The 21,716-nt window shown below is 38.7% G+C and carries 13 protein-coding genes and 2 tRNA genes; 2 read left to right on the top strand and 13 right to left on the bottom strand.

Annotation, left to right across the window (positions count from 1 at the left end; all coding sequences use genetic code 11):
* Positions 1 to 25: 25 nt before the first annotated feature.
* The 5 genes from K5G00_RS07300 to K5G00_RS07320 all read right to left on the bottom strand — a co-directional run bounded on the left by K5G00_RS07300 (position 26) and on the right by K5G00_RS07320 (position 4,798).
* Positions 26 to 1,390, bottom strand: coding sequence for an NAD-dependent succinate-semialdehyde dehydrogenase (locus K5G00_RS07300; protein WP_238765481.1), 1,365 nt, complete (start codon positions 1,388 to 1,390; stop codon positions 26 to 28).
* Positions 1,391 to 1,522: 132 nt separating this feature from the next.
* On the bottom strand, positions 1,523 to 1,909 hold the full coding sequence (locus K5G00_RS07305; protein WP_238765482.1) for a hypothetical protein: 387 nt from the start codon (positions 1,907 to 1,909) through the stop codon (positions 1,523 to 1,525).
* Between the two features lie 577 nt (positions 1,910 to 2,486).
* A complete protein-coding gene (locus tag K5G00_RS07310) occupies positions 2,487 to 4,154 on the bottom strand; it encodes a capsule assembly Wzi family protein (protein ID WP_238765483.1) in 1,668 nt (555 codons plus the stop codon).
* A gap of 324 nt (positions 4,155 to 4,478) precedes the next feature.
* Positions 4,479 to 4,550, bottom strand: a tRNA-Arg gene (locus K5G00_RS07315).
* Positions 4,551 to 4,725: 175 nt separating this feature from the next.
* Positions 4,726 to 4,798, bottom strand: a tRNA-Met gene (locus tag K5G00_RS07320).
* Positions 4,799 to 4,983: 185 nt separating this feature from the next.
* Here K5G00_RS07320 and K5G00_RS07325 point away from each other — a divergent pair.
* A complete protein-coding gene (locus K5G00_RS07325; protein ID WP_238765484.1) occupies positions 4,984 to 6,327 on the top strand; it encodes a Gfo/Idh/MocA family protein in 1,344 nt (447 codons plus the stop codon).
* 36 nt (positions 6,328 to 6,363) lie between these two features.
* Here K5G00_RS07325 and K5G00_RS07330 read toward each other — a convergent pair whose 3' ends face one another.
* A complete protein-coding gene (locus K5G00_RS07330) occupies positions 6,364 to 8,451 on the bottom strand; it encodes an alpha-galactosidase (protein ID WP_238765485.1) in 2,088 nt (695 codons plus the stop codon).
* Between the two features lie 65 nt (positions 8,452 to 8,516).
* The gene (locus K5G00_RS07335; RefSeq protein ID WP_238765486.1) at positions 8,517 to 9,821 is read right to left on the bottom strand and encodes a S28 family serine protease; all 1,305 of its coding nucleotides are present in this window, start codon (positions 9,819 to 9,821) and stop codon (positions 8,517 to 8,519) included.
* A 97-nt stretch (positions 9,822 to 9,918) separates the two neighbouring features.
* Here K5G00_RS07335 and K5G00_RS07340 point away from each other — a divergent pair, with 97 nt between their 5' ends.
* Positions 9,919 to 10,494, top strand: coding sequence for a peptidylprolyl isomerase (locus K5G00_RS07340; RefSeq protein WP_238765487.1), 576 nt, complete (start codon positions 9,919 to 9,921; stop codon positions 10,492 to 10,494).
* Positions 10,495 to 10,540: 46 nt separating this feature from the next.
* Here K5G00_RS07340 and K5G00_RS07345 read toward each other — a convergent pair whose 3' ends face one another.
* The 6 genes from K5G00_RS07345 to K5G00_RS07370 form a co-directional block, all read right to left on the bottom strand.
* Positions 10,541 to 11,932: a RagB/SusD family nutrient uptake outer membrane protein gene (locus K5G00_RS07345; RefSeq protein WP_238765488.1), complete on the bottom strand. Its 1,392-nt coding sequence runs from the start codon at positions 11,930 to 11,932 to the stop codon at positions 10,541 to 10,543.
* An 81-nt stretch (positions 11,933 to 12,013) separates the two neighbouring features.
* Positions 12,014 to 15,049: a SusC/RagA family TonB-linked outer membrane protein gene (locus tag K5G00_RS07350; RefSeq protein WP_238765489.1), complete on the bottom strand. Its 3,036-nt coding sequence runs from the start codon at positions 15,047 to 15,049 to the stop codon at positions 12,014 to 12,016.
* A gap of 445 nt (positions 15,050 to 15,494) precedes the next feature.
* Positions 15,495 to 16,256 carry a hypothetical protein gene (locus K5G00_RS07355; RefSeq protein WP_238765490.1) on the bottom strand — a complete coding sequence of 254 codons (762 nt, stop codon included), beginning with the start codon at positions 16,254 to 16,256 and terminating at the stop codon, positions 15,495 to 15,497.
* An 18-nt stretch (positions 16,257 to 16,274) separates the two neighbouring features.
* Positions 16,275 to 17,858 (bottom strand): RagB/SusD family nutrient uptake outer membrane protein, encoded by a 1,584-nt coding sequence (locus K5G00_RS07360; RefSeq protein WP_238765491.1) that lies wholly within the window; start codon positions 17,856 to 17,858, stop codon positions 16,275 to 16,277.
* 12 nt (positions 17,859 to 17,870) lie between these two features.
* The gene (locus tag K5G00_RS07365) at positions 17,871 to 21,026 is read right to left on the bottom strand and encodes a SusC/RagA family TonB-linked outer membrane protein (RefSeq protein WP_238765492.1); all 3,156 of its coding nucleotides are present in this window, start codon (positions 21,024 to 21,026) and stop codon (positions 17,871 to 17,873) included.
* 425 nt (positions 21,027 to 21,451) lie between these two features.
* Entirely contained in the window at positions 21,452 to 21,643 is a 192-nt protein-coding gene (locus K5G00_RS07370; RefSeq protein WP_238765493.1) for a hypothetical protein, read from the bottom strand.
* Between the last annotated feature and the right edge of the window lie 73 nt (positions 21,644 to 21,716).

The following is a 21,716-nucleotide window of genomic DNA, read 5'->3' on the forward strand; positions in this document are numbered from 1 at the left end:
TAGGTTTGGTTTTTTGGAGACAAATTTATTTAACGACTACGGTTTTTGCATTCATAAATTCTTTAATACCATGTACCGAAAGTTCGCGGCCAAAACCACTTTCTTTTATGCCTCCGAATGGCAGACGAGGATCTGATCTTACGAAGTCGTTAACAAAACAACAACCTGCTTCCAGTTGGGTTTCTGCAATTGTTTCACCCTTTTTCGCATCTTTTGTGAATATTGCTGCGCCAAGGCCAAAAACAGTATCGTTGGCCACTTTTATCGCTTCTTCTTCATTTTTCACACGGATTACTGAAGCAACGGGGCCAAACAATTCTTCGTCGTAAGCAGGCATTCCGGCTTGTACATTTTCCAGGATGGTTGGAGGATAAAATGCTCCTTTACGGTGAGGAATTTCTCCGCCCAGGATAACCTCAGCTCCTTTACTGACAGATTTAACCACCTGTTGGTGTAATTCATCTCTTAAATCAACGCGGGCAAGAGGGCCCATCGTAGAATCGGAATCCGTCGGGTCGCCAAAATATGCATTGTTCATTTCGTGTGTAAAATGTTCAAGGAATTCCGGATAAACATCATCAACTACGATAAACCGCTTTGCTCCAATACAGCTTTGTCCGGCATTTAATAGTCTTCCGGAAGCGCATATTTTAGCGGCTTTTTCCAGGTTTGCATCTTTTAATATCAGGTAGGGATCACTTCCCCCTAATTCCAATACACATTTTTTTAACTCACTTCCGGCAATGGCGGCTACACTTTTTCCGGCAGGCGTACTTCCGGTTAAACTAACTCCTTTAATTGCCTGGTGTCTGATAACTTTTTCTACCTGGTTACTTCCAATCAGTATTGTGCGAAATACATTTTCGGGGAATCCTGCATCGCGAACCAATTCTTCAATGGCCATTGCGCATCCGGGCACATTACTTGCATGTTTTAAAACTGCAGTGTTGCCTGCCATCAATGTGGGAGCCAAAAAACGAAACACCTGCCAGAAAGGAAAATTCCAGGGCATTACTGCCAATATAGTTCCCAGTGGTTGATAAGATACATATGATTTTGAAGCTTCGGTTTTTATAATTTCATTTTCCAGAAAGCTTTCGGCATTTTGAGCATAATAATCACAAACCCAGGCACATTTTTCAATTTCAGCAATTCCTTCTTTTAAAACTTTACCCATTTCAAGTGCCATTAAACGAGCCAGTTCCTCTTTTTTTGTCTTGAGAAGACTTGAAAGATTTTGCATTCTCCGCCCCCTGTGCACAAACGATGTACTTCGCCAATGGTGCCAGGTTTTATCTACAGAATTGATAATTTTCTCAACTCCTTTTTCGGAATAACTTTCGTAGGTTTGAAGGGATTCACCGGTTACCGGGTTTACTGATTTCATCATTGTTGCGGCTATTTTTCGAAAAAACTAAATTACAAAAAAATACAGCGCGATGAAACCTTATTGATTTTTGAAGCAGAGGTTATAACTAATATTGGATAATAATTATGATTAAAACTTGGAGTTGCAAAAAATTTAACGAATGAGCCATTTGGTGGCTGCTTCCTCCGAAGAGAAGCTTTCAAATTTTAAGCTTGTCCCCCGTTGTTTAAGTCCAAGTGAAAAGACAGTTGAATTAACTACTTCCAGGGGAGTTGAGGTTACTATGGCGCATTTTCGTTCCATATTAATTGGTTTGGTGTAATCATTTAGAAAATCGCAAAATTTACCAACGTTTTCCATAAAGTTGATGAATTTAGCTCCTCTGATATCGATTAGTGAGTTGTAATTCTCATTAAACTTGTCAGATTGAATCCTGGTTTTTTCATGTTGAATTACCATATTAAGGTCTACTTCTCCCTGGATAATGTCATAATTAATTTTTAATTCATGATCGATTTTATATCTGAAAATTGCATTCATTCTATTTTCAAGAAAATTGAGGTTTGTACTTTATAAGAAAAATGATGGTAGCAAAAAACAATCGGTGAATGTAAGGCTTTTATTGTTAAAATCTATTGAGAATCAGAATTCTGTCAATGAATTTAATATTGTGGTGGTAAATACGGGAACTTGGTTTCTAATATGCCAACATCTGAAAAATAATTATTAACTTCATCCTCAAAATTACTTTATCATCTAACTGACTTTAAGTGCTTTTTTGGACGCAAATAATCAAAGACATAGAGCGGCGTACAGTCCAATTCTCATCATAATGGTTTGCGCAATTCTGAATCAAATTGAACTCGTATGCCGCTTTTTTTAGTTTTGATGACAATCAGAATCTTTCTTATCTTTCAAAAATCCTTTTTTGAAAGATAATCATTTTTACTTTTTTAAAAAAGTTATTGAATATATCAGAGTTTATTCAATGATAAGCAGACAGGACTTTAATTTCCATAATTATAGGAAACCAAGAAATATTATCCCGTGACCCTTTTTATAATTGATTAATCCAACTGGACTTTTTGAGCGGCAACAATTCGAAAGTTGATTTTTTTTACCATCTTTTTGTCAAGCTGATTCCGGCGCCAATAGAATTGTACAGCAGTTTACCCTGATCTATTGCCAGTTGAATTCCGAGCTCAAAACCACTGTTTAACTCCCGTTGGCTTTCAAGGTAAGCAGAAAATTGATGAAGTTTTGGAAAGTAAGGGGGCTCGTAATAATAAATAACACTTCCCAATCCTCTTTCTCCTCTGCTTGTGCGGTAAGTCCCGTAGTTTAAAGAGTAAGTCAGCAAGCCCTTGCAAAACCAATTTTTAAGTTGAAACTCTGTTCCTCCGTGAAAAGCAATAATTCTATTGTTTGGAAAATATTGAGTTGATGTGGTTGGATACCCGCTTTTTATATGTTTTTCCGGAGTAAATAAGGGATTACCTAAATTTTCTCCGTTATATGCCCAGCCATTGAGGTAGAGGAAATTGTTGTAATAATTTTCTGCTCCCGAAGCTCTTGGTTTAGAGTCAATTTCTCCTCCCTGACTTTTTGAATACAAGAATTCAAATAGAAATTTGTTCCAATAAAAGTTGCCTGATTTAGCTTTTTCATTTTTTATACTTAATCCCCACAACCCATCTTTTGCATTGGCTAGTGTGGCAAGGGCTCCAACATCATAAAAAAACTGATGGTAGCCGTTCACCAATGTTTGACCAACTTGCCATTCTATTCCTTGGTCGATGCTGCCTATATGGTTTCCAACTTTTGAAGTTGGGATGCTACCAGTTCCGTATTTTTTACCAATAACTACATATTTTAAGGTGTTGAATTCAGACAATTCCCATCCCGGAAAGATTTCCTTTTCATAACCCCACACAACCATATGGTTGACTCCACCGTAAAGTTTTATCCTCCAGGTAGGTTTTCCTACACGACCATATGCACTTAACTGGTGCAAATAGGCATCTGTCTCAGAAATCAATACAGTATTGTCTTCTTTTTTGTTTAATGTTTGCTTGTCCATCCAGCCATGGGCAACATTTCCTTTTATTGCTATAACTCCTTTGGTTAAAGGCACATTCCAGTAATTGGGAATTCCGGCTTTGATTTTAGGAACTCCTAATGTGTTACCAGAAAGGGAGAAAGCCCCGGAAGAAAGGGTTGAATCAACATAACCAACTTGCTCACGAAAACGGCCACCTTTTAGTTCAAAAATACTTAACCTTACTTTGGCATAAGCTTCAATCAGAATAAATTTCGAATTATTGCCCGCATTGACGCGTCCCTCAAAACCTGTGCCCCAGTCCATTAGTTTTTGCCGTGTGCCAGCTTGGTAGTCTTTAAAAGCTCCACCAATTAATGAAACCGAAATGCCTTCAGACGGAATGCTGCCATGTCGCATGCTACGCATCCAAAAAGGAACTACTCCATTTGTGGTTCCAAATGCTCCCGCACTTAGAAATGCGCTGTAATTTTTTTCTTTCTGATGGGTTTTAAAATTCCCCTGAGGGAATTTGTTTTTAAATTCTTTTGATTCACCAGCTATTCTTGATAACGAAACAGAAGTCTCCAAATAGTTATCAGTATTTATGGTGTAAGAATCATTCGACGAAAATTTTGGTTTACTACTTTCCACAATTATCGAATCCGATTCAATATTCTTTTTCTGAGCTTGTCCACTGAAAAACAGTATCGACAGTCCAAACGCCAATAAAATTACTTTTATCATTTGTTACGGTTTTTTTGAATATTACGGTTAATCAAAATTTATTTTTTGTTTATCTTTTTTGTTTTGTTAAGTTTTATGATTGATTATCAAGTTACAGCTTCACAAAGACTTTCACAATAATTTGGTATCTTAATATGGAACAATGATAAGACAACAAGGTTTGCGGAGAAGATTAAAACTTTATGTTACAGGTTATCCAGAATATATTAACTATCCAATTTTGAGAATGGATTTAAGTTAAACAGGATTGGGCAAATATTAAGGTAGTTATGATGCAAAAAAGCGCTGCCGTTATGTTGTCTTGCCGCGCTTTTTCATGTTCTGTAGTCCCACCGGGAATCGAACCCAGATCTACAGTTTAGGAAACTGCTATTCTATCCGTTGAACTATGGGACCTAAATTCATTTCGGGTGTGCAAAAATAGAGAAAAACCCCTTTCTCCCCAAATCATTCAAAAAATAATAGATAAATGTTTATGAATTAACTTCCCAATCTATAAAAAACCGACTGAAATATATAGGAAAAGGATTATATAGAAAATAAAAAGCCGGCTAAAAGCCGGCTTTCCAAGTAGCGGGGGCAGGACTTGAACCTACGACCTTTGGGTTATGAGCCCAACGAGCTGCCAACTGCTCCACCCCGCAATATATCTTTATTTCAATGAAATTTCCTCGTAACGGGTTGCAAATATAATAGCTTTTATGGAATCTGCAAAACTTTGATCCAGAATATTTAATTTATGAAAAACAATTTTTTCTAAAATACTTCAATTCCCAATTTTTTTTACGAAATTTAAAATTTTTGATATAAACACTAAATCTAATATGTTATGAGTTCAAATCAATCCAGAAGAAAGTTTATTAAAGATTCAGCAACTACTGCTGCCGCAGCGTTGGCGGTGCCAAGTATAATTCCGGCTGAGGCTTTTGGTGCAAATGATCGGATTAATGCTGCCGTTTTGGGTATTAATGGTCGTGGGAAAAGTCATATCCAGGGATTTATGGTTCAGGACAATGTAGAAGTAACAACACTTTGTGATCCGGATATGAATCTTTTAAAACAACGACAAAAAGATTTTAAGGATAAGTACAACAAAGATGTTGCATTGGAACAGGATCTTCGTCGTGTAATGGATAACAAAGACATTGATGTAATTAGTATTGCTACACCTAACCACTGGCATTCATTAGCCGTAATCTGGGCTTGCCAGGCTGGAAAAGACGCCTACGTTGAAAAGCCAGGTTCTCACAACATTTGGGAAGGCCGTAAAATGGTTGAAGCTGCTGAAAAATACGATCGTATTGTTCAGCATGGTGTTCAGTTGCGCAGTTCACCGGCAGTTAATGAAGCCATTGGTTTGTTAAGAGACGGATACATTGGCCGCGTATATATGGCACGTGGATTAGTTTTCCGCTGGCGTCCAAGTATTGGCGATGCAGGTTTTGAGCCAGTTCCCGATGGAATTGATTATGATCTTTGGACTGGTCCGGCAATGAAAAGACCTTTCACAAGAAATTTAGTTCACTATAACTGGCACTGGACATTCGAATATGGAAATGGAGATGTAGGTAATCAGGGAATTCATGAAACTGATTTGTGTATGTGGGGACTGGATGTTGGTTTGCCTACTAAAATTACTTCAATGGGTGGTAAGTTTCTTTGGGACGATGCAAAAGAAGTACCGGAAGTTCTCACTTCTGTTTATCATTATCCTGAAGAAGATAAAATTATTCAATTTGAAGTTCGTCCGTGGTGTACAAACACGGAAGAAGGAGTTACTGTTGGAAACATCTTTTATGGCGACAAAGGTGTTCTCGTAGTTGACGGGTATGATAGTTATAAGACATATTTAGGTCAGAAAAGAGAACCCGGTAAATCAGGCAGCGACGGAGCGATGTCCGGATCGGAATATGACAGAGGTGCCGGTGGTACCGACGGACATTTTGCAAACTTTATTAAAGCCGTTCGTGCCCATGATAAAACCATTTTGAACGGACCGGTCGAAACGGCTCATCTTTCTTCAGGATTGGCGCATTTAGGCAACATCGCTTATCGTTTAGGACGTGTGTTGACTTTTGACCCGGATTCTGAGCGATTTGTAAATGACGCTGAAGCTGATAAGTTGCTGAAAAGAAATTATCGGCCTCCTTATGTAATCCCGGAAAATGTATAGTATTAATAAAGATGCCTCGGAAACGGGGCATTTTTATTATAATCCATCTGATTCTTTTCCTCCCAATGTTAAATTTTCGGGTGGGTATTCATTGTTTTCAGAGAAATAAAATAACCTCGACTGATGTGGTTCAAGGGTAATTTTTATTTCTGCCAATCGACCAAAAGGCATTGGAACTTCGGGATACCAGCCATAAACAAATGTGTCATCTTTTTCAATTAAATCTGCAATATTGAAAGTTCGCTCAACCGGACCTTCTTTATCATTGAAAAAAAGTACTCCCCAACTTCGATTTTGTTTATATACCCTAACAGCCACTTTTATTTCATCTTCATCAGGCCAAAACGGCAAATATGCATTTTGCTGTCTTTTGTTTGGTTCTAAAAATCGGAAAAATCGTATTTTTTTATTATCCAGCTTTTCTAATTCTTCGTTTGTTCCAATGGCGCCACCTAAAATTCCCTGCCACAATGCCAAGCTTAAAATTCCATTTTCTGATAAATTACCACCGGAATCAGAAAGAAAAATTTCACCTGGGCTGTTTTGCCAAAAAATATTATTAAAATAATGAGAGTAATACGACTCTTTAATCATATTCTGAATACCGGGAGCGCTCCATTCTTCAGGGTTTTGAAGCGTTTTGTTGATTCTAACGATATCAGCGTATCCAATGGATGCACCATAAGGAGACCTGTCCATCATCCACATGCTACCCATGCCAATTTCTTCTCTTATTAATTGTAATACATCGTGGAATACCTGTACAGATGTTTTTCCCGGTTTTGCCCTTTTTATATCCCACGAATCAATTAATCCCCAGTCCATAAAAGCAGTTTCGTAAAAAATGTATCCGCTTTTTCTCAATTCGCCAAACACTTTTCTCAAATATTTTTGAAATCCCGGATGACTGCCGTCAAGCGCATAAAATGTTCCCTCACCATCAATATTGCGGGGAATTGGCTTATCCTGATAATTTTTGATTGTCCAGTCCGGATGCTGGCTAAAAAGTTTACTATCTTCGGCAACAACAAAGGGAGCAATCCAGATTCCCGCCCGATAACCATCTTTAAAAATTTCGCGGGCGGCTCTGTCAAGGCCTCCCGGCCAGTTTTCATTTGGCTCCAGCCAATCACCAATTTTGCAATACCCCTTGTTGATAATAACAGAATGTAACGGGATGGGTGGTTTTAAATTATCCAGGTATTCTATCTTTGTTTGGATTTTTTCAAATGAATTTGCCTCATTTGTTTTACTGATCCAATGGTAACTGGTAATGGAACTTTGACGCGCGTTTGTTCCCTCACTGATTTTCCAGGCCAATTCCAGCATCGTTTCATATGCCCGGTTGCCGGTATAAAAATAAAGTTCAGGAAGTTTTATGTATTCATTATCAATTCTGATATCTTCAAGCAACATCCCCGATTCAAAAAATATTTTTTCATCGTCAATAACCTGGCTTCCCAGTCCTTTCTGATGAATACGGTTGTATATTGTGCTTCTGTGCAAAAAACGTGAGTGATCAATATTCCCGATGGCAATGGTTTCATTTTTCCCCAGAAATGCAAAACTTAAATAACTATCATGACTCCAAGTCGCTTCATTCATTAAAATATTTCCGGATAAACCTTCAAGACGGGGAATAGGAAATACTCCACATTCGTTTCCTGTTCCATAGCCTTGTTTGAAAAATCGGTTTACTCCAAAAACTTCAGCTTGCGAAATAGGATGAAACCATCTTGGAGCCCTCGAAAATCCGCTTAATTCTGCACCAATAGATATAGAATCGCTATTTGTTTTTAAATCAAGCATAAGAAAGCCTTCAGGTAACTCATACACAATTCTTTTCCCTTTTGGAGAGTCTCCCAGAAAAACATTTCTTGGCATAACTCCCTGCCCGTTAATAGAAGGCCTACAGTTTTTTAGTATAATTTCCGAAGAAATTAAATCGTAACTCCCATTCTCGTATATTATCCAGCGGGGTCGGGAAAGTTTAAAACCCTTTTCCTTCTTCTTATCGGTTTCATTTGCCAAAACCTTTTTAAATGGAAAAATAAGGGCACTTCCAAGAGCTACGGTGCCTGAAATATGGAGAAAATCCCGCCTTTTCAGATTGTTCCCGGTCATAGTTAGGTACAAAATTAGAAGTTTAAAATTACAATCTTAAACAACAAAACAGAAGCTTTTACCAATTAATTTATATCAATATCAAAGCCCAGGCTTTTTTCCAGCATATTTCGTACCAATTTTTGTTGTTTTTCCGGCAAATTTTGAATTCTGGATGAATGACTGCCGCCAGGCTTAGCAACTTTTAGAAGATTTTCTTTTCGAGGAATCTGAAATGAAGATGCAAACCACGGATCAAACTGTCCGTAAATAAAAAGTATATTCTTATCTGTAGTTTTAATAAACTTTTTTACTTCCAGGGCCGTTTTTTGCTTATACTTAATTTTCAAACCGGAAGGGAGAAATATTTTTTCAAGATAATTTCTTGCTGACTTTATTGTGAGAAACTTTTTTAATGGTTTGATATCGTAAGCATAATAACCAAGTTCGCGGGCCGCCTGCACATAAAACGATTTTATTCCCTCCATCGCTTCAACAGAAAAGTAAGATGGTTCAGATACGTTCATCATGTAGTCATAAAATTCTCGGGGATCGGCATCTGATGCAGGAATCTTATCTGGCGACCTTCCGTATTGCCAGAGCGCAAAAGGAAACTCCAGCACCCAGTAGTCGAAAACCTCGTTAATCGGAATTCGATAGGTGAAATTTTTCTGCTTGGAATACTCTATCAACTTAGGAACGATCTCTTTTCTTGCCTTTAGCATTGCAATCTGAAAATCTTCAATCCTTTTTCGTTGTTCCGCTGTCCCGGGTTTTGTCTTCAAAAATTTTCTATGTCGTTTGTCTTCTACTGCAAAATTCAACGGAGCCACATAAGCAACAGTTAAATCTACATCTTCAGGATAATAGGTTCGGTGATAAACCGCTGTTTGCCCGCCTTTACTTATGCCTGTATTTATCCATTTGTTCTTATAATATTTTCGAAACAATTCAACAATACAATGATGGTCGCCAGCTGCATTTTTAACAGTCAAATAATCCCAGTTCAGCGAATCGGGCCACGACTGGCCAAAATAGCGATGTTCTATACAGATCTGACTGGCATTCAACATCGGGCTCAATTCATTTAGATAGCGCGGACTGGCTGCGTAGTTAGCCGTATATCCTTCGGTAATTAGCACAACCGGAGTATTTTTGCCCTTGTCAGCAATAAAAACCCGTTGAAGAAAAAATCCTTTGGACGTGTCAGAATGATCGAGAGGTTGCCTCACCATAATTTTAAACGTTTCATCAAAAAAACTGTTTCCGGTAATTTTCTCCACACTTTGAATGGAAGATTGTGTGTTCAAAAAACTTTCAAGTTCTGTAGCCAGTGCAGTTGTACAAATTGAAAATGCAAGTAGAAATAAAAATAACTGAGCTGTTTTCATGTGTTTAAATTATGTAAAGAGGTGAATTTATAAAAGATTTTGTTTTTATTGTATCGTTTTTATGTGTTTATCTTTACAACTGACTAAATTCTCAGAAATGCGAAAAATATTATTTTTAGCGTTATTTAGCTTTTCTTTTTTTATTGGGGTTGCGCAGCCGCTTCCTCAAGTTATAATCGAGACTTCAATGGGGAATATTGTTGCAGAACTAGATACTTTAAATGCACCAATTACTGCAAAAAACTTTCTAAATCTGGTTAAAACCGGAGTGTTAAACAATGCCGTATTTTATCGTGTCGTACGTATGGATAATCAACCCAATAACAAAATAAAAATAGAAGTTGTCCAGGGTGGTTTATTTGATGATGAAAGAATTGCAAAATATCCGCCTATTCAACATGAAACAACAAAAATGACAGGGTTAAAACATTTAAACGGGACATTATCAATGGCGCGTTATGAACCCGGAACTGCTTCCACGGAATTTTCGATTTGTATTGGAGACCAGCCGGAGTTGGACTTTGGAGGTAAAAGAAACCCTGACGGGCAGGGATTTGCTGCTTTTGGGAGGGTACTTTCAGGAATGGATGTGGCAAAAAGAATACAAATGCAAAAAGACAATAAGCAGTATCTCGTTGAAACTGTACCCATTTACAGCATAAAAATATTATAGAGAAAGAGGCTGTCCTGACAGACAGCCCCTTAAAAACTAATTTTGTTTAAAGTGGATTTTGAACTAAATTATCATTTACATCCATTTCTCTTTGCGGAATAGGAAACAACAAACTTGAATCGTTCCAGGGGACAGTTTCTGTAATATCAATATTGCTGTACCCAATATTTTTACGCCATCTTTCGAGGTCATATAATGAATGTCCTTCAGCCATAAATTCACGGATGGTTTCTTCCTGAATTGCAGTAATTAACTCTTGTACAGAAAGATCTGATAACTCATCCAGTCCGGCCCTCAAACGAACAGTATTTAACATTGTTAGTGCTTCGTCTGTATCGGTGCCAATTTCGGCCAGGGCTTCGGCCCTGTTCAGATACATTTCGGCCAAACGAATAACGGGTGCATTATAATCGTTTTGAATGTGTTTGTTCGTCCACCAGGAATCATCCTGTTCAAAAAACCAGCCCAATCTCAGGTCATTTTCGCTGTATAGTGCAATTGTTGATGGTTTGATGATGATGTCTCCTCTTTCGTTGGGATTCCAGTAGTTGTTTAGCGATTCGTTATTCGAACCAAAATTATCGGTTGATGTATGGATAATTCCAAAAACCATTTCTGAAGTAAATGATTCTCCAAAAACTTTTGTTGGATCAGTGTCCAAAGTATAATTACCTGATTGAATTACCTGATTGGCATAACTCGCGGCATTTGAATAGTCTTTCATCTGCAGATAAATTCTTGACAAATAAGCGCGGCAACTGTATTTATTGGCTCTCCCGGCATCGCTTGTTTCGAGCAACAACGATTCTGCCTCTTTTAAATCAGCGATAGCCTGGCTATAAATCTCTTGAACTGATGAACGTGGCAGTTGTTCCGTAGCACTTTCCAAGTCGTTTGACGGAGTGTTTTTAATAACAATCCCCAGATCCGAAGATGAGCTTTCGCTGTATGGCAAACCGTAGCTGCGAACCATCTCAAAATACAAAACACCCCTGCAAAACAAAGCTTCACCTTTTATCCTGTCTTTCACTTCTTCAAATCCCGCTTCATCTAATCCATTGTCAACAGCTTCGATTACTTTATTACATCTGTTTACTCCGTCGTAACCGGCAATCCACATTCCAGAGACATCTGTATTATCGGGCTGGATATCTTTCTGACTCATTTCGGTATAACTTGTATATGAACCTTGCCAGTGAATGTACTGCGATTTTATTTCGGCATTTTGAATCACATTTGTACCCAGAAGATTTTCGTCCTGAAGTGCGTCGAAACAACCGGTAACAGCATTCTCGATACCGCTAAGTGTAGTAAGTGCCTGTTGGTCGCTAAGCGATTGCCAGGGATTTATTTCCAACCGGTCTTCGCAGGAAACGGTAAGAAAAAGTATACCAGTCAAAACCGGAATAATTCTATTTATATATTTATTTATTTTCATCTTATCTTTTTTTATAAAATTCAATGTTATTTGATTGAACTGTGAATGTTTTGAGTTCATAAATATTTCAATAAATGCGTTTTAAAACCCTATATTCACTCCAAAAATCAGACTTTTGGAAGGAGGTGCCTGAAAGAAGTCAATCCCTTGTCCCACATTCAGGGTTCCTTCGGAGGATACTTCCGGATCATGCCCGCGGTAATTGGTAAATGTCCAGAAATTATAGGCCGTTGTGTAAATCCGCACAGAATGGATATTTGCTTTTGTAAGAACCTGACTAGGAATATTATAGCCCAATGAAACCGTTTTTACCCTTACAAACGAACCATCCTCTACAAAACGAGAGGAATGCTGACGGTTGGTTGAGTCAAATAAAACGGCCTTGGGAATATTTGTAATGTCTCCTGGTTCCTGCCAACGATCCAATTGGTCTTTCAGGTTGTTAAAATACAATGCCATACTGTTGGCACAATACCTTCCCGCGTCAAAATAAATATCATTTCCCTGAACAAACTGGACCTGTACACTAAAATCAAAATTATTCCAGGCAAAATTGTTGGTAATTCCGCCGATGTAGTCGGGGTTTGGATCGCCAACTATCTGACGATAGTCGTTGCTGTAAGTGGTGGTTTTATTGCCATTCAGGTCATAGAACATTGATTCCCCCGTATCGGGATTTACTCCGGCAAATTTAACGGTGTAGTAAACACCAATAGGCTGACCTTCCATTGCCCGCGAAATGCTGTTTTCAATAATCTCTCCCTTCAGGTCGGTGATTTTATTTTTATTAAAAGAGATGTTAAAGTTCGTATTCCATCTGAATTTTCCTACGAAGTTTCTTGTGTTCAAAGCAAATTCCCAGCCTTTATTCTCCAATTCTCCCAGATTCTTTGCAATGGATGTAAAGCCTCCTGAAGCCGGAATCTGTACATCAAGTAAAAGATCAGTAGTTTTTTTGTAATAGTAGTCTGCTTCAAAATCGATTCGGTTTTTGAATAATCCCAGGTTGACTCCCAGGTCGAGCTGTGCTGTCTGTTCCCATTTTAAATCAGGGTTTGCTAACTGCGTGGGCGATAATCCGGGGCTTCCGCCATAATCGCTCCCATCCAAATCACCACCATATAAACCAAGTGCGGGGAAATTGGCTGCTACAGCATATCTTGGATCTGTTGAACTGGTGAGGAATTCAGCATTCCCGGTAAAACCGTAACTTGTGCGAATTTTTGCCAAACTAAGCCAATCCATGTCCCGCATAAAATTTTCGTCGCTTACAATCCACCCTAAAGATACTGCCGGGAAATTTGCATAACGATTATCGGCTCCAAACCGGGATGAACCGTCACGTCTCAAAGAAACCTCGAGAAGATATTTATCTAAATAGGAATAATTCAATCTGGCAAAATATGATTCGATAGCAAATTGACTAATTGATCCGCCCCCGTTTGTAATTTCAGCAGCATTATTTACGGTCCACAGGTCGTTATTCGGAAATTGTTCTCCGGTAACATTGCTTTGCTCCAGGCGGTTTTCCTGGAACGAGTATCCTGCTATAACAGATAATTGGTGCTTTTCATCAAAAACTTTGTCGTAGCTCAACGTATTTGTAGTAATCCAGTTGGTATTCCTGTAACTGAGAGCCTGACTTACACCATTGCTTCCACCACCATCTCCGGAATTTAGTCCCCAGAAAATTTTCTCAGACAAGTCGATATAGTCCAACGACCATTCGCTTTTGAATTTGATGTCGTCAAAAAACGTAAATTCGCCAAAGGTGGTTATTTGAGGGCGAACAGTAATTGCCTCATGGATATTTTCATCTACTTCGTTTAAAAGATTGTATGCAATGTTGTTGTTTGGGTTTACGCCTTTTCCCAAATAATATGTGCCTTCCGGTCCATACATTTCAGAACCGTCTCCATAAATGGGAACATTCGGATACTGGAGGATCCCTGACGTAGACATTGAAGCAACCGAGTTGTTGTTTGAAACTCTGTTATTAAAAGTTCGTGCTACACTGATGTTCGTTCCAATTTTAAAAAAATCAGAAACCTCGTGATCAATGTTTGTGCGAATATTGATTCGCTGAAAATCGTTTCCAATGGTATAACCTTCCTCTTCGCGATAACTTACACCGGTATAAAATTGCGTTCTTTCATTACCGCCGTTAGCGGAAAAATCGTATTGATTAATCAGGCCTTTTCTCGATACTGCATCCAGCCAGTCAGTATCGATTGCATCTTCCGGGTTTCCGAGTATATTTGCAACACCTGTTGAATTAAAATAAGCCTCGTTAAATAATTCTGTGTATTCGGAACCATTTAACGCATCCATAAAATTGGTGGCTTCCTGAAATCCCGAATAATAGTTCAGGTTAATTTGAGTTTTACCGCTCTTGCCGCGTTTTGTTGTAATCATAATAACACCATTAGAGGCTCTCGAACCATAAAGTGCAGCTGCTGATGCGTCTTTCAATACCTGGATATTCTCGATATCGTTTGGATTGAGTGTCGACAACGGGCTGGTTTGTGTATTGTTGCCGGCATATCCCATTTGATAGTCACCTTGCGGAATTCCATCAATAACAAAAAGAGGTTGGGAGCTCGCGGAGATGGAAGAGGTTCCACGGATGCGGATAGTATTAGCTTCACCTGAACGTGAACCTGTGTTGATTTGTAACCCGGCAGCTTGCCCTGAAAGAGCATTTTCAATACTTGTTACCGGCATTTTTTCCAATTCGGCAGAATTCACTTTTGTAACTGCATTGGTTATTGCCCGACGTTTTTGCGTTCCGTAAGCTACAACCATTACTTCGTCTACGCCCATCACTTCCATTTCAAGCTGAATATCGTGCCTTAAACCGGCAGTGACGGGTAATTCGGTTGTTTTCATACCAACAAAAGAAAACACAAGAACGGCATCATTGGGAACTGTCAATGCGTAATCCCCTTCAATACCGGTAATTGTTCCGATTGTAGTACCTTTAACACTCACCGAAACCCCGGGAATAGGTGAGTTGTCTTCTGCTGAAGTTACTTTCCCGGTAACTCGCTTTGTTTGGGCAAAAAGAGAACTTATCCCCATAAACAAAGCCATTACAATAAGGAGTAATTTTTTCATAGATAATAATTTATGTTAATACTTAGGTTTCGAACTTTATGTTTTGAGACAAAAAAACTCCCGCCGGGGAAACGGGAGTTTGATACCTGCCAGCCGGTCAGATATTCGCACTTTTACAAATTGTAATGCTGTTTTAACTATTTCTATGTGTAATTGAAGTGCCTTAAATAAATAATTTTTTCCCCTAACTCTATGTGAAGTGCTATTTTATGCCCCGAAACAACATTTTGATTTTTTGAATCAAACATAAATAAAGAACCTTTTGATAACACAAATAATCAACTAATGGTCAAAATAAAAGGCTGAAGGATAGTAAAGTATGTACAAACAAATTATTGCCAGGCTTTTTGTTATTGGTCGATAGTTTTTTGCATTTGGTAGTAAATTATGAACAAAAAAAGCCGTACCCCCAAGAGAGTACGGCCCTATAAAAAATATCGAATGGTTATGGTAATGTCAAGATTTCGGTAAAGGCTCCGTATGATCCTACATCCGGAATATAGTGCTCAATAGACATTGTTAATACTTTGCCGCTGACAGTTCCACTCCCAACAACAAACACATCGCCGTAATCTTCGCTAAACCAGGCAGCCTGATCAGCAACTGAAACATTATCACCATTTACAACGATAATAATATCATACCCTTCTTCGTATAAGTCTACAGCTTTATATACAGTAAGATTTTCACTTAAATCTGCTTTTAACAGTTCAATTGACCAGGCACCTTCAAAAGCTTCTGACGAGAAATCAGCTGTACCTGCCGCAATATAATCTATCTCGAAAAAGGCAGTAAATGTTGATGTATTAAACAGTTCCGAAACATTATCGCCTGTCAAGGTTAGTTTGAAAACATATGATTTTACTGGATTAAGTAACCCGGGATCAACCACGGGAACTATTTTTGCATATGCTACAAGTTCGCCATCTTCAAAAGTCACTGTATTGCTTTCAAGTGCAAAAATGCCGTCAATATCATCATTCATTTCAAGAACCACTTCAGCTGATGCGGGAGCTGACACACTGGACCTGACAATTGGTATTTCTACCGAGAAATTGTTATCGGCAGTGAGAAAATTTTCCGGTACAACAGAAGAGCTAAAAGCCACATAGGGGTTTTCAGGCTCGTAAATTGTTCCCATGTTTTCCTGATCGCAGGAAAGAAGAGCAACTGCCAAAATGATTATTATAGAAAATATTTTTTTCATACGACTAAATTTTTAAGTTTAATTATCCGCCCAAGGATTTTGATCTGTGGACTCATCCATACTTTTATTCCCGTCAAATTCCGATTGGGGAATAGACATCACGAAGTCAGGATATTCAGGGTCAAGCGTATTTCTGGTCAATAGTCTGTCGGGATGGTTACTTCCATCGAAGTTTCTGCTAAAACCTGTTTTTAAACGTTTAATATCCAATATCCTGCCAACTTCTCCCCACAGTTCAATTCTGCGCTGTAAAATAATTTCATCCAAAAGTGTTTCAGAACCTCCTGCCGGAGTTGTTGGACCGTTGGAATCATCTGTTGTTAATGTATTGGCATCAGTTAATGAAGAAATATCATAACCGGGATCGCGTTCTGCCATCAACTCTTCCAAAACGGTTCTTGCCTGAGAATACTTTGCCTGCATACACATCGCCTCAGCTTTGATAAGCATCATTTCTTCGTGACGCATAAAAATATAATCACCCAGGTTGTTTGTCGGGTCAGAAAATTGAAATTTAAACTGGTTGTAACTTAATTCCGGCCCAATTTCAACATCTACTTCCAGCGGCCCGTGCCACCATCTGTTTTTACGAACATCGTTGTCCGACATTTGATTGTAAAGCCATGAACTGATACATTTCCGCGCTGTTTCAGCATAGTTTCCATCTACACTTGCATCAATATGTCCAAAAAACGATTCTGTGGCATCAGCTTGTTCCGAGATAATCTGAACACCCCATAATACGGTACCGGCATTTGCATCATTAAATGCAAATCCTTTATCTAAATCATCCAGAGAAAGCATCGATGTACCACCGCTCATAGCTATGTCAGCAGCAGTTTCTGCAGAGGGCCAGTCATTTTTTTCAAGAGCAATATTGGCTTTTATTCCATTAGCCACATAATAATCGATGTGCGAATGATGATTGCGGGGAGCAGCAACCTCGGGATTTAATAATTGAAGTGCTTGCTCAATATCAGCGTCTATTTGTGTATAAACATCAGCAACAGTTCCCCGTGGTTTTCCTTCTGAAACATTGGTAGTAGGTTCTGTATAAATCGGAACTCCCGGAGCATTTTCGTTTCCCACATAAGTTTGCTGGTAAAAGCGAATAAGATTAAAGTATGCATAGGCACGCAGTGCATAAGCCTGACCCATAAGACTACTAATTTCGGAAGGCGCACCGGTCATTCCTTCTTCCGAGGCAATAATTGCATTTGCATTGGAAATAATAGTGTAGTAAAAGAACCAAACTGAATATGGGCGCCCACTTTTATGTGTATAATCAGACTTCACGTTATAAACGTAATCGTACCAAAACCAACCATTTCCTCCCTCATTTTGGGTCATATCTTCACCCATAAGGTTGTAAGCAAGAATAAATGCCATTGTACCGAATTCTTCGTCGGCCCAATCCTCCGACCATTCTTCTGCAACATACATGGCACGGTAAATTCCGTTCAGCGCTACATTTGCTTTTTCAACATCCGAAAATAATACGTCTCCGGAAGTACTATCTGTGGGATTTGTATCCAGTTCATCCTGGCAAGAAAAAATCGCCACAGAGAAAATCAATAATATAAGGATCTTATGTATTTTCATGGTATTATTGTTTTAAAATTTTAATTCAACTCCCAAAAGGCTTGTCCTTACAGGACTGTAAGAAAAGCTGGTGGATCCGGTAAAATTATGCTGCGGGTTCATCCCTTGTAAATGAGAAAACAAGGCAACATTGTCTAAGGCTACATATGCTCTAAGACTTTCTACTCCTATGGACTGGAGAACACTTTTAGGCAGGGTATAACCAAACGTAATATTTTTGATTGCAAAGTAAGACGCATCAATAAGCTGGGCGTCGGTTAACGGGCGTGAAAAACCAGTTCCGTTTTGTATTCTTGGAATATCAGTAACATCTCCTGGTTTTCTCCAGGCTCTTTCTATATTTGCTGCGTAATTTGTTCCGATGTAGGTTGGATTTAATAATCCGGTGTACACGCCATCTCTGATTTCACCGCCAACAGAAAAAGTTGTCATGACGGATAAATCAAAATTTTTGTAGATTGTAAAACTACTTCCAAATGCACCAAAAAAGTCCGGAATTCTGCTGCCTGAAATCTTTTTACTTTGAGATGCTTTTTGATAGTCGGAAGAAATATATGGTTCTCCGGGATTTCCGTTGTCGTCCGTATCATAAACCCAGTACAACTGAGCGCCGGTAGCAATGTCAACACCCGCTGACTGGGTGAGATAATAAGAGTTAATCTCTTCTCCTACACGTTGAATGAGGTTGCCATCAACAATCTGATCTGTTTCTCCGTCCAGAGCAACGATTTCATTTTTTAATGTTGTAAGATTTAGATTTGCACTCCAGTTAAAGTTATTTGAAGTAACCACACTTAAAGTTGTATTGAATTCAAGACCTGAGTTTAACATCTCACCCACATTGGCCCAGTAGCTGTCGAAACCAAGCGAAGTTGCGAGTGGCTTTTCCATTAACATATCAACGGTTCTTCGCTGATAGTATTCGATTCCAAATTCAACGCGATTCCATAAAATACCTTCAAGACCGACGTTAAAATTGTTGTTTTCCTCCCATTTTATTGAAGTATTTTCCAACGAAGAAAGTAAAGCTCCGTTTAAGTTGGCATTTGCCCAGTCAAGATTATAAAGCGACTGCCATCCGTAAAATGTACCAATCTTGTCGTTTCCCTGTTTCCCGTAACTGGCTTTTAGTTTCAGGTTGTCAACAAAAGACATGGTCTGCATAAAATCTTCTTCGCTAATTCTCCATGAGCCGCCAACCGACCAGAATTGTCCCCACCGGTAATCTTTATGAAAGCGGGAAGAACCATCAGTTCTGAAACTTGCTGACAGATAGTATTTGTCTGCAAAATCATAAGTTAAATTACTTAAGAATGATTCAATTGCATAGTTGTCCTCAAATGAAGTAAGCAATGAAATTGTTGAACCCGGAGCAAGTTCTTTGATTCCTGAATAAGGGAAGCCTGTTTTTTGCCCTTCCAGTTCGTTTACTACCAATTTATAAAACTCATGTCCGGCAAGTATACTGATGCTGTGTTTCCCAAAATCCTTCTCATATCTTAAAAGTTCATTTACGGTGTATGAAAGATCACGTTTATTAACTAAATCAAGCAATCCACCAACCGATGACGCGTTACCAAAATCAGGATTCCAGTAAACAGTCTGGTTTGTATTTATATAGTCGAAACCAACATTTGCCGATAACGATAAACCTTCCAGGGTACTATTTACTCCTGTTCCCAGGAAATTAACATGAAACCTTCCGGATAAATTATCGGCGGTAGTTTCATAGGCATCTTCATATAAAGTGGCCACGGGGTTCCAGTTTGGATTTGCGCCGGCTGGCCTTGTTTTTCCATAGTCAAATTGTTTTTCTCCCAACTCGGAAAGAACCGGATTTCCCTGTTCATCCTGAACGTATATCGGATAAATGGGTGCCATAAACTGGGCCGAGTACCAAACATTGGAGTTTGAGGTAGTATTCTCATATCCCAGATAGTTTGTTTCAGTTTTTGAAAAGTTTACATTTCCACCATATTTAAACCACTCTTTGGGCTCAAGTTCTGCGCCAATCCTACCTGAAATTCTTTCGAAATCTGTGGTTTTCAATATACCCTCAGTTTTATGATATGCAACAGATGCAAAAATCTGCGAACGTTCGGAACCCCCGTTCAAATATAGCTGGTACTCCTGACGGGTAGCGTTATCGTTGGTAATTTCACCAAGCCAATCGGATTCATACAGAAGATTTGCAGAGGGATTAACAAGCCCTGTTTGCGGATCTATCAATTCAGAGATGGGCATATCGTAAGGATTATACATTTCATCAGCACCAAAAATTCCGGTACTTCCCTTCATTGCTGCTATAGCCATTTGACCGGCCAGGTCAGGATGGACACCTCCGGTGTAAATCAAATTGTTTTTGTAGCCCTGAAACGATGCTTCAATAAAATCAGCAGTACTTAAAGTTTCGTAGGGTTTAATTGCTCTTGAGGCAAGTCCGTAAGAAGCCTTAAATTCCACAGAAAGTTCTTTTGACTGGCCTTTTTTTGTTGTGATTACAACCACACCATTGGCTCCCCTTGAACCATAAAGTGCACCTGCCGATGCATCTTTTAAGATGGTCATTGACTCTATATCTCCCGGATTGATTGAGTTTAAATTCCCGTCAAAGGGAACTCCATCAACTACATATAAGGGATTGTTACTTGAGTTCAGCGAACCAAAACCGCGAATTACGATTTCTGCTCCTTCTCCCGGCTGTCCTGATCCTGAAGTAACCTGCACGCCGGAAACCTGTCCTTCAAGAGCCTTTGAAATATCAGAAACAGGCCTTTTTTGAAGAGATTCATTGTCTATCACTTCGGCAGAACCTGTAAACGACTCCTTTTTTGCTGTTCCATATGCGACGACCATAACTTCTTCCATCCCTATTACATCGTTTTGTAAACTAACGTTATATACAGCTTGAGCCGTAATCGGAATTTCAACAGTCTTCATCCCAACGAAAGAAACGACCAGTGTTTCATTTTCAGGAACGTTTAATGTAAAATCTCCATCTACATTGGTAACCGTACCAATTGTAGTTCCCCTAACTACTATCGATGCCCCGGGAATCGGAGCTCCGTCAGCAGCAGAAGTAACTTTTCCGGTAATTTGCTTTGTTTGGGCAAGCAGTGAAGATGTTCCCAAAACCAAAGCCATTACAATAAAAAGTAGTTTTCTCATAGATAATAATTTATGTTAATACTAGTTTTCTGATACTACGATTTTGACAATAAAAAAACTCCCGTTGGGGAAACGGGAGTTTACTATACCTGACATCTGTCAGATACTCACACTTTTTTACAATTTGTAATGCTGTTTAACTATTTCTATGTAAAAGTAGGTGCGTCTGATTTGTACTATATTATAATTTCCCCTAATCCCCGATATTGGTTATACCCTTTTTTTTCGAAAATTCGCTCAAACTTAAAAAAAGATGGAGTGCACGATTCAAAATATCAACGAATGACATATCCGGAGGGGTGAAAACACAAAAAAACTATACAAACAACCTGGTATGTACAAAAAGGTTGTTCGTAGATAAATATGCGCTGTTTGTGTATTTTTGAATAAAAAAAAAGCGGGAACAAATCCCGCTTTATAATGAATTAGGCCGCAATGTCGGCAAAAGCTTCTGCCAGAACATCGGGATACATTTCTTTAAAGTTTTCGTGACACCATGTGTACAATTCCCGAACTTGTTCGGGTTCAACCCAGTGAATACATTTATTGAGTTCTTTTCTGAACAACTCTTTACTAAAACTAACTTTTGGTAATATTACTTTTGCATATTCTAACATAGCTTTCTGTTTTTGTTTGCACTATTAAAATAACATCGAATTGATAAAAAAGGTATGCTGTAAAATATGGTTT

The sequence above is a fragment of the Maribellus maritimus genome, from assembly GCF_022267315.1.
Taxonomy (GTDB): domain Bacteria; phylum Bacteroidota; class Bacteroidia; order Bacteroidales; family Prolixibacteraceae; genus Draconibacterium; species Draconibacterium maritimum.

Excerpts from the sequence above, each read along its gene's own strand:
- K5G00_RS07300 (WP_238765481.1), bottom strand. The coding sequence starts at position 1,390 with ATGATGAAATCAGTAAACCCGGTAACCGGTGAATCCCTTCAAACCTAC.
- K5G00_RS07335 (WP_238765486.1), bottom strand. The coding sequence starts at position 9,821 with ATGAAAACAGCTCAGTTATTTTTATTTCTACTTGCATTTTCAATTTGT.
- K5G00_RS07325 (WP_238765484.1), top strand. The coding sequence starts at position 4,984 with ATGAGTTCAAATCAATCCAGAAGAAAGTTTATTAAAGATTCAGCAACT.
- K5G00_RS07350 (WP_238765489.1), bottom strand. The coding sequence starts at position 15,049 with ATGAAAAAATTACTCCTTATTGTAATGGCTTTGTTTATGGGGATAAGT.
- K5G00_RS07305 (WP_238765482.1), bottom strand. The coding sequence starts at position 1,909 with ATGAATGCAATTTTCAGATATAAAATCGATCATGAATTAAAAATTAAT.
- K5G00_RS07310 (WP_238765483.1), bottom strand. The coding sequence starts at position 4,154 with ATGATAAAAGTAATTTTATTGGCGTTTGGACTGTCGATACTGTTTTTC.
- K5G00_RS07340 (WP_238765487.1), top strand. The coding sequence starts at position 9,919 with ATGCGAAAAATATTATTTTTAGCGTTATTTAGCTTTTCTTTTTTTATT.
- K5G00_RS07360 (WP_238765491.1), bottom strand. The coding sequence starts at position 17,858 with ATGAAAATACATAAGATCCTTATATTATTGATTTTCTCTGTGGCGATT.
- K5G00_RS07370 (WP_238765493.1), bottom strand. The coding sequence starts at position 21,643 with ATGTTAGAATATGCAAAAGTAATATTACCAAAAGTTAGTTTTAGTAAA.
- K5G00_RS07365 (WP_238765492.1), bottom strand. The coding sequence starts at position 21,026 with ATGAGAAAACTACTTTTTATTGTAATGGCTTTGGTTTTGGGAACATCT.
- K5G00_RS07355 (WP_238765490.1), bottom strand. The coding sequence starts at position 16,256 with ATGAAAAAAATATTTTCTATAATAATCATTTTGGCAGTTGCTCTTCTT.
- K5G00_RS07330 (WP_238765485.1), bottom strand. The coding sequence starts at position 8,451 with ATGACCGGGAACAATCTGAAAAGGCGGGATTTTCTCCATATTTCAGGC.
- K5G00_RS07345 (WP_238765488.1), bottom strand. The coding sequence starts at position 11,932 with ATGAAAATAAATAAATATATAAATAGAATTATTCCGGTTTTGACTGGT.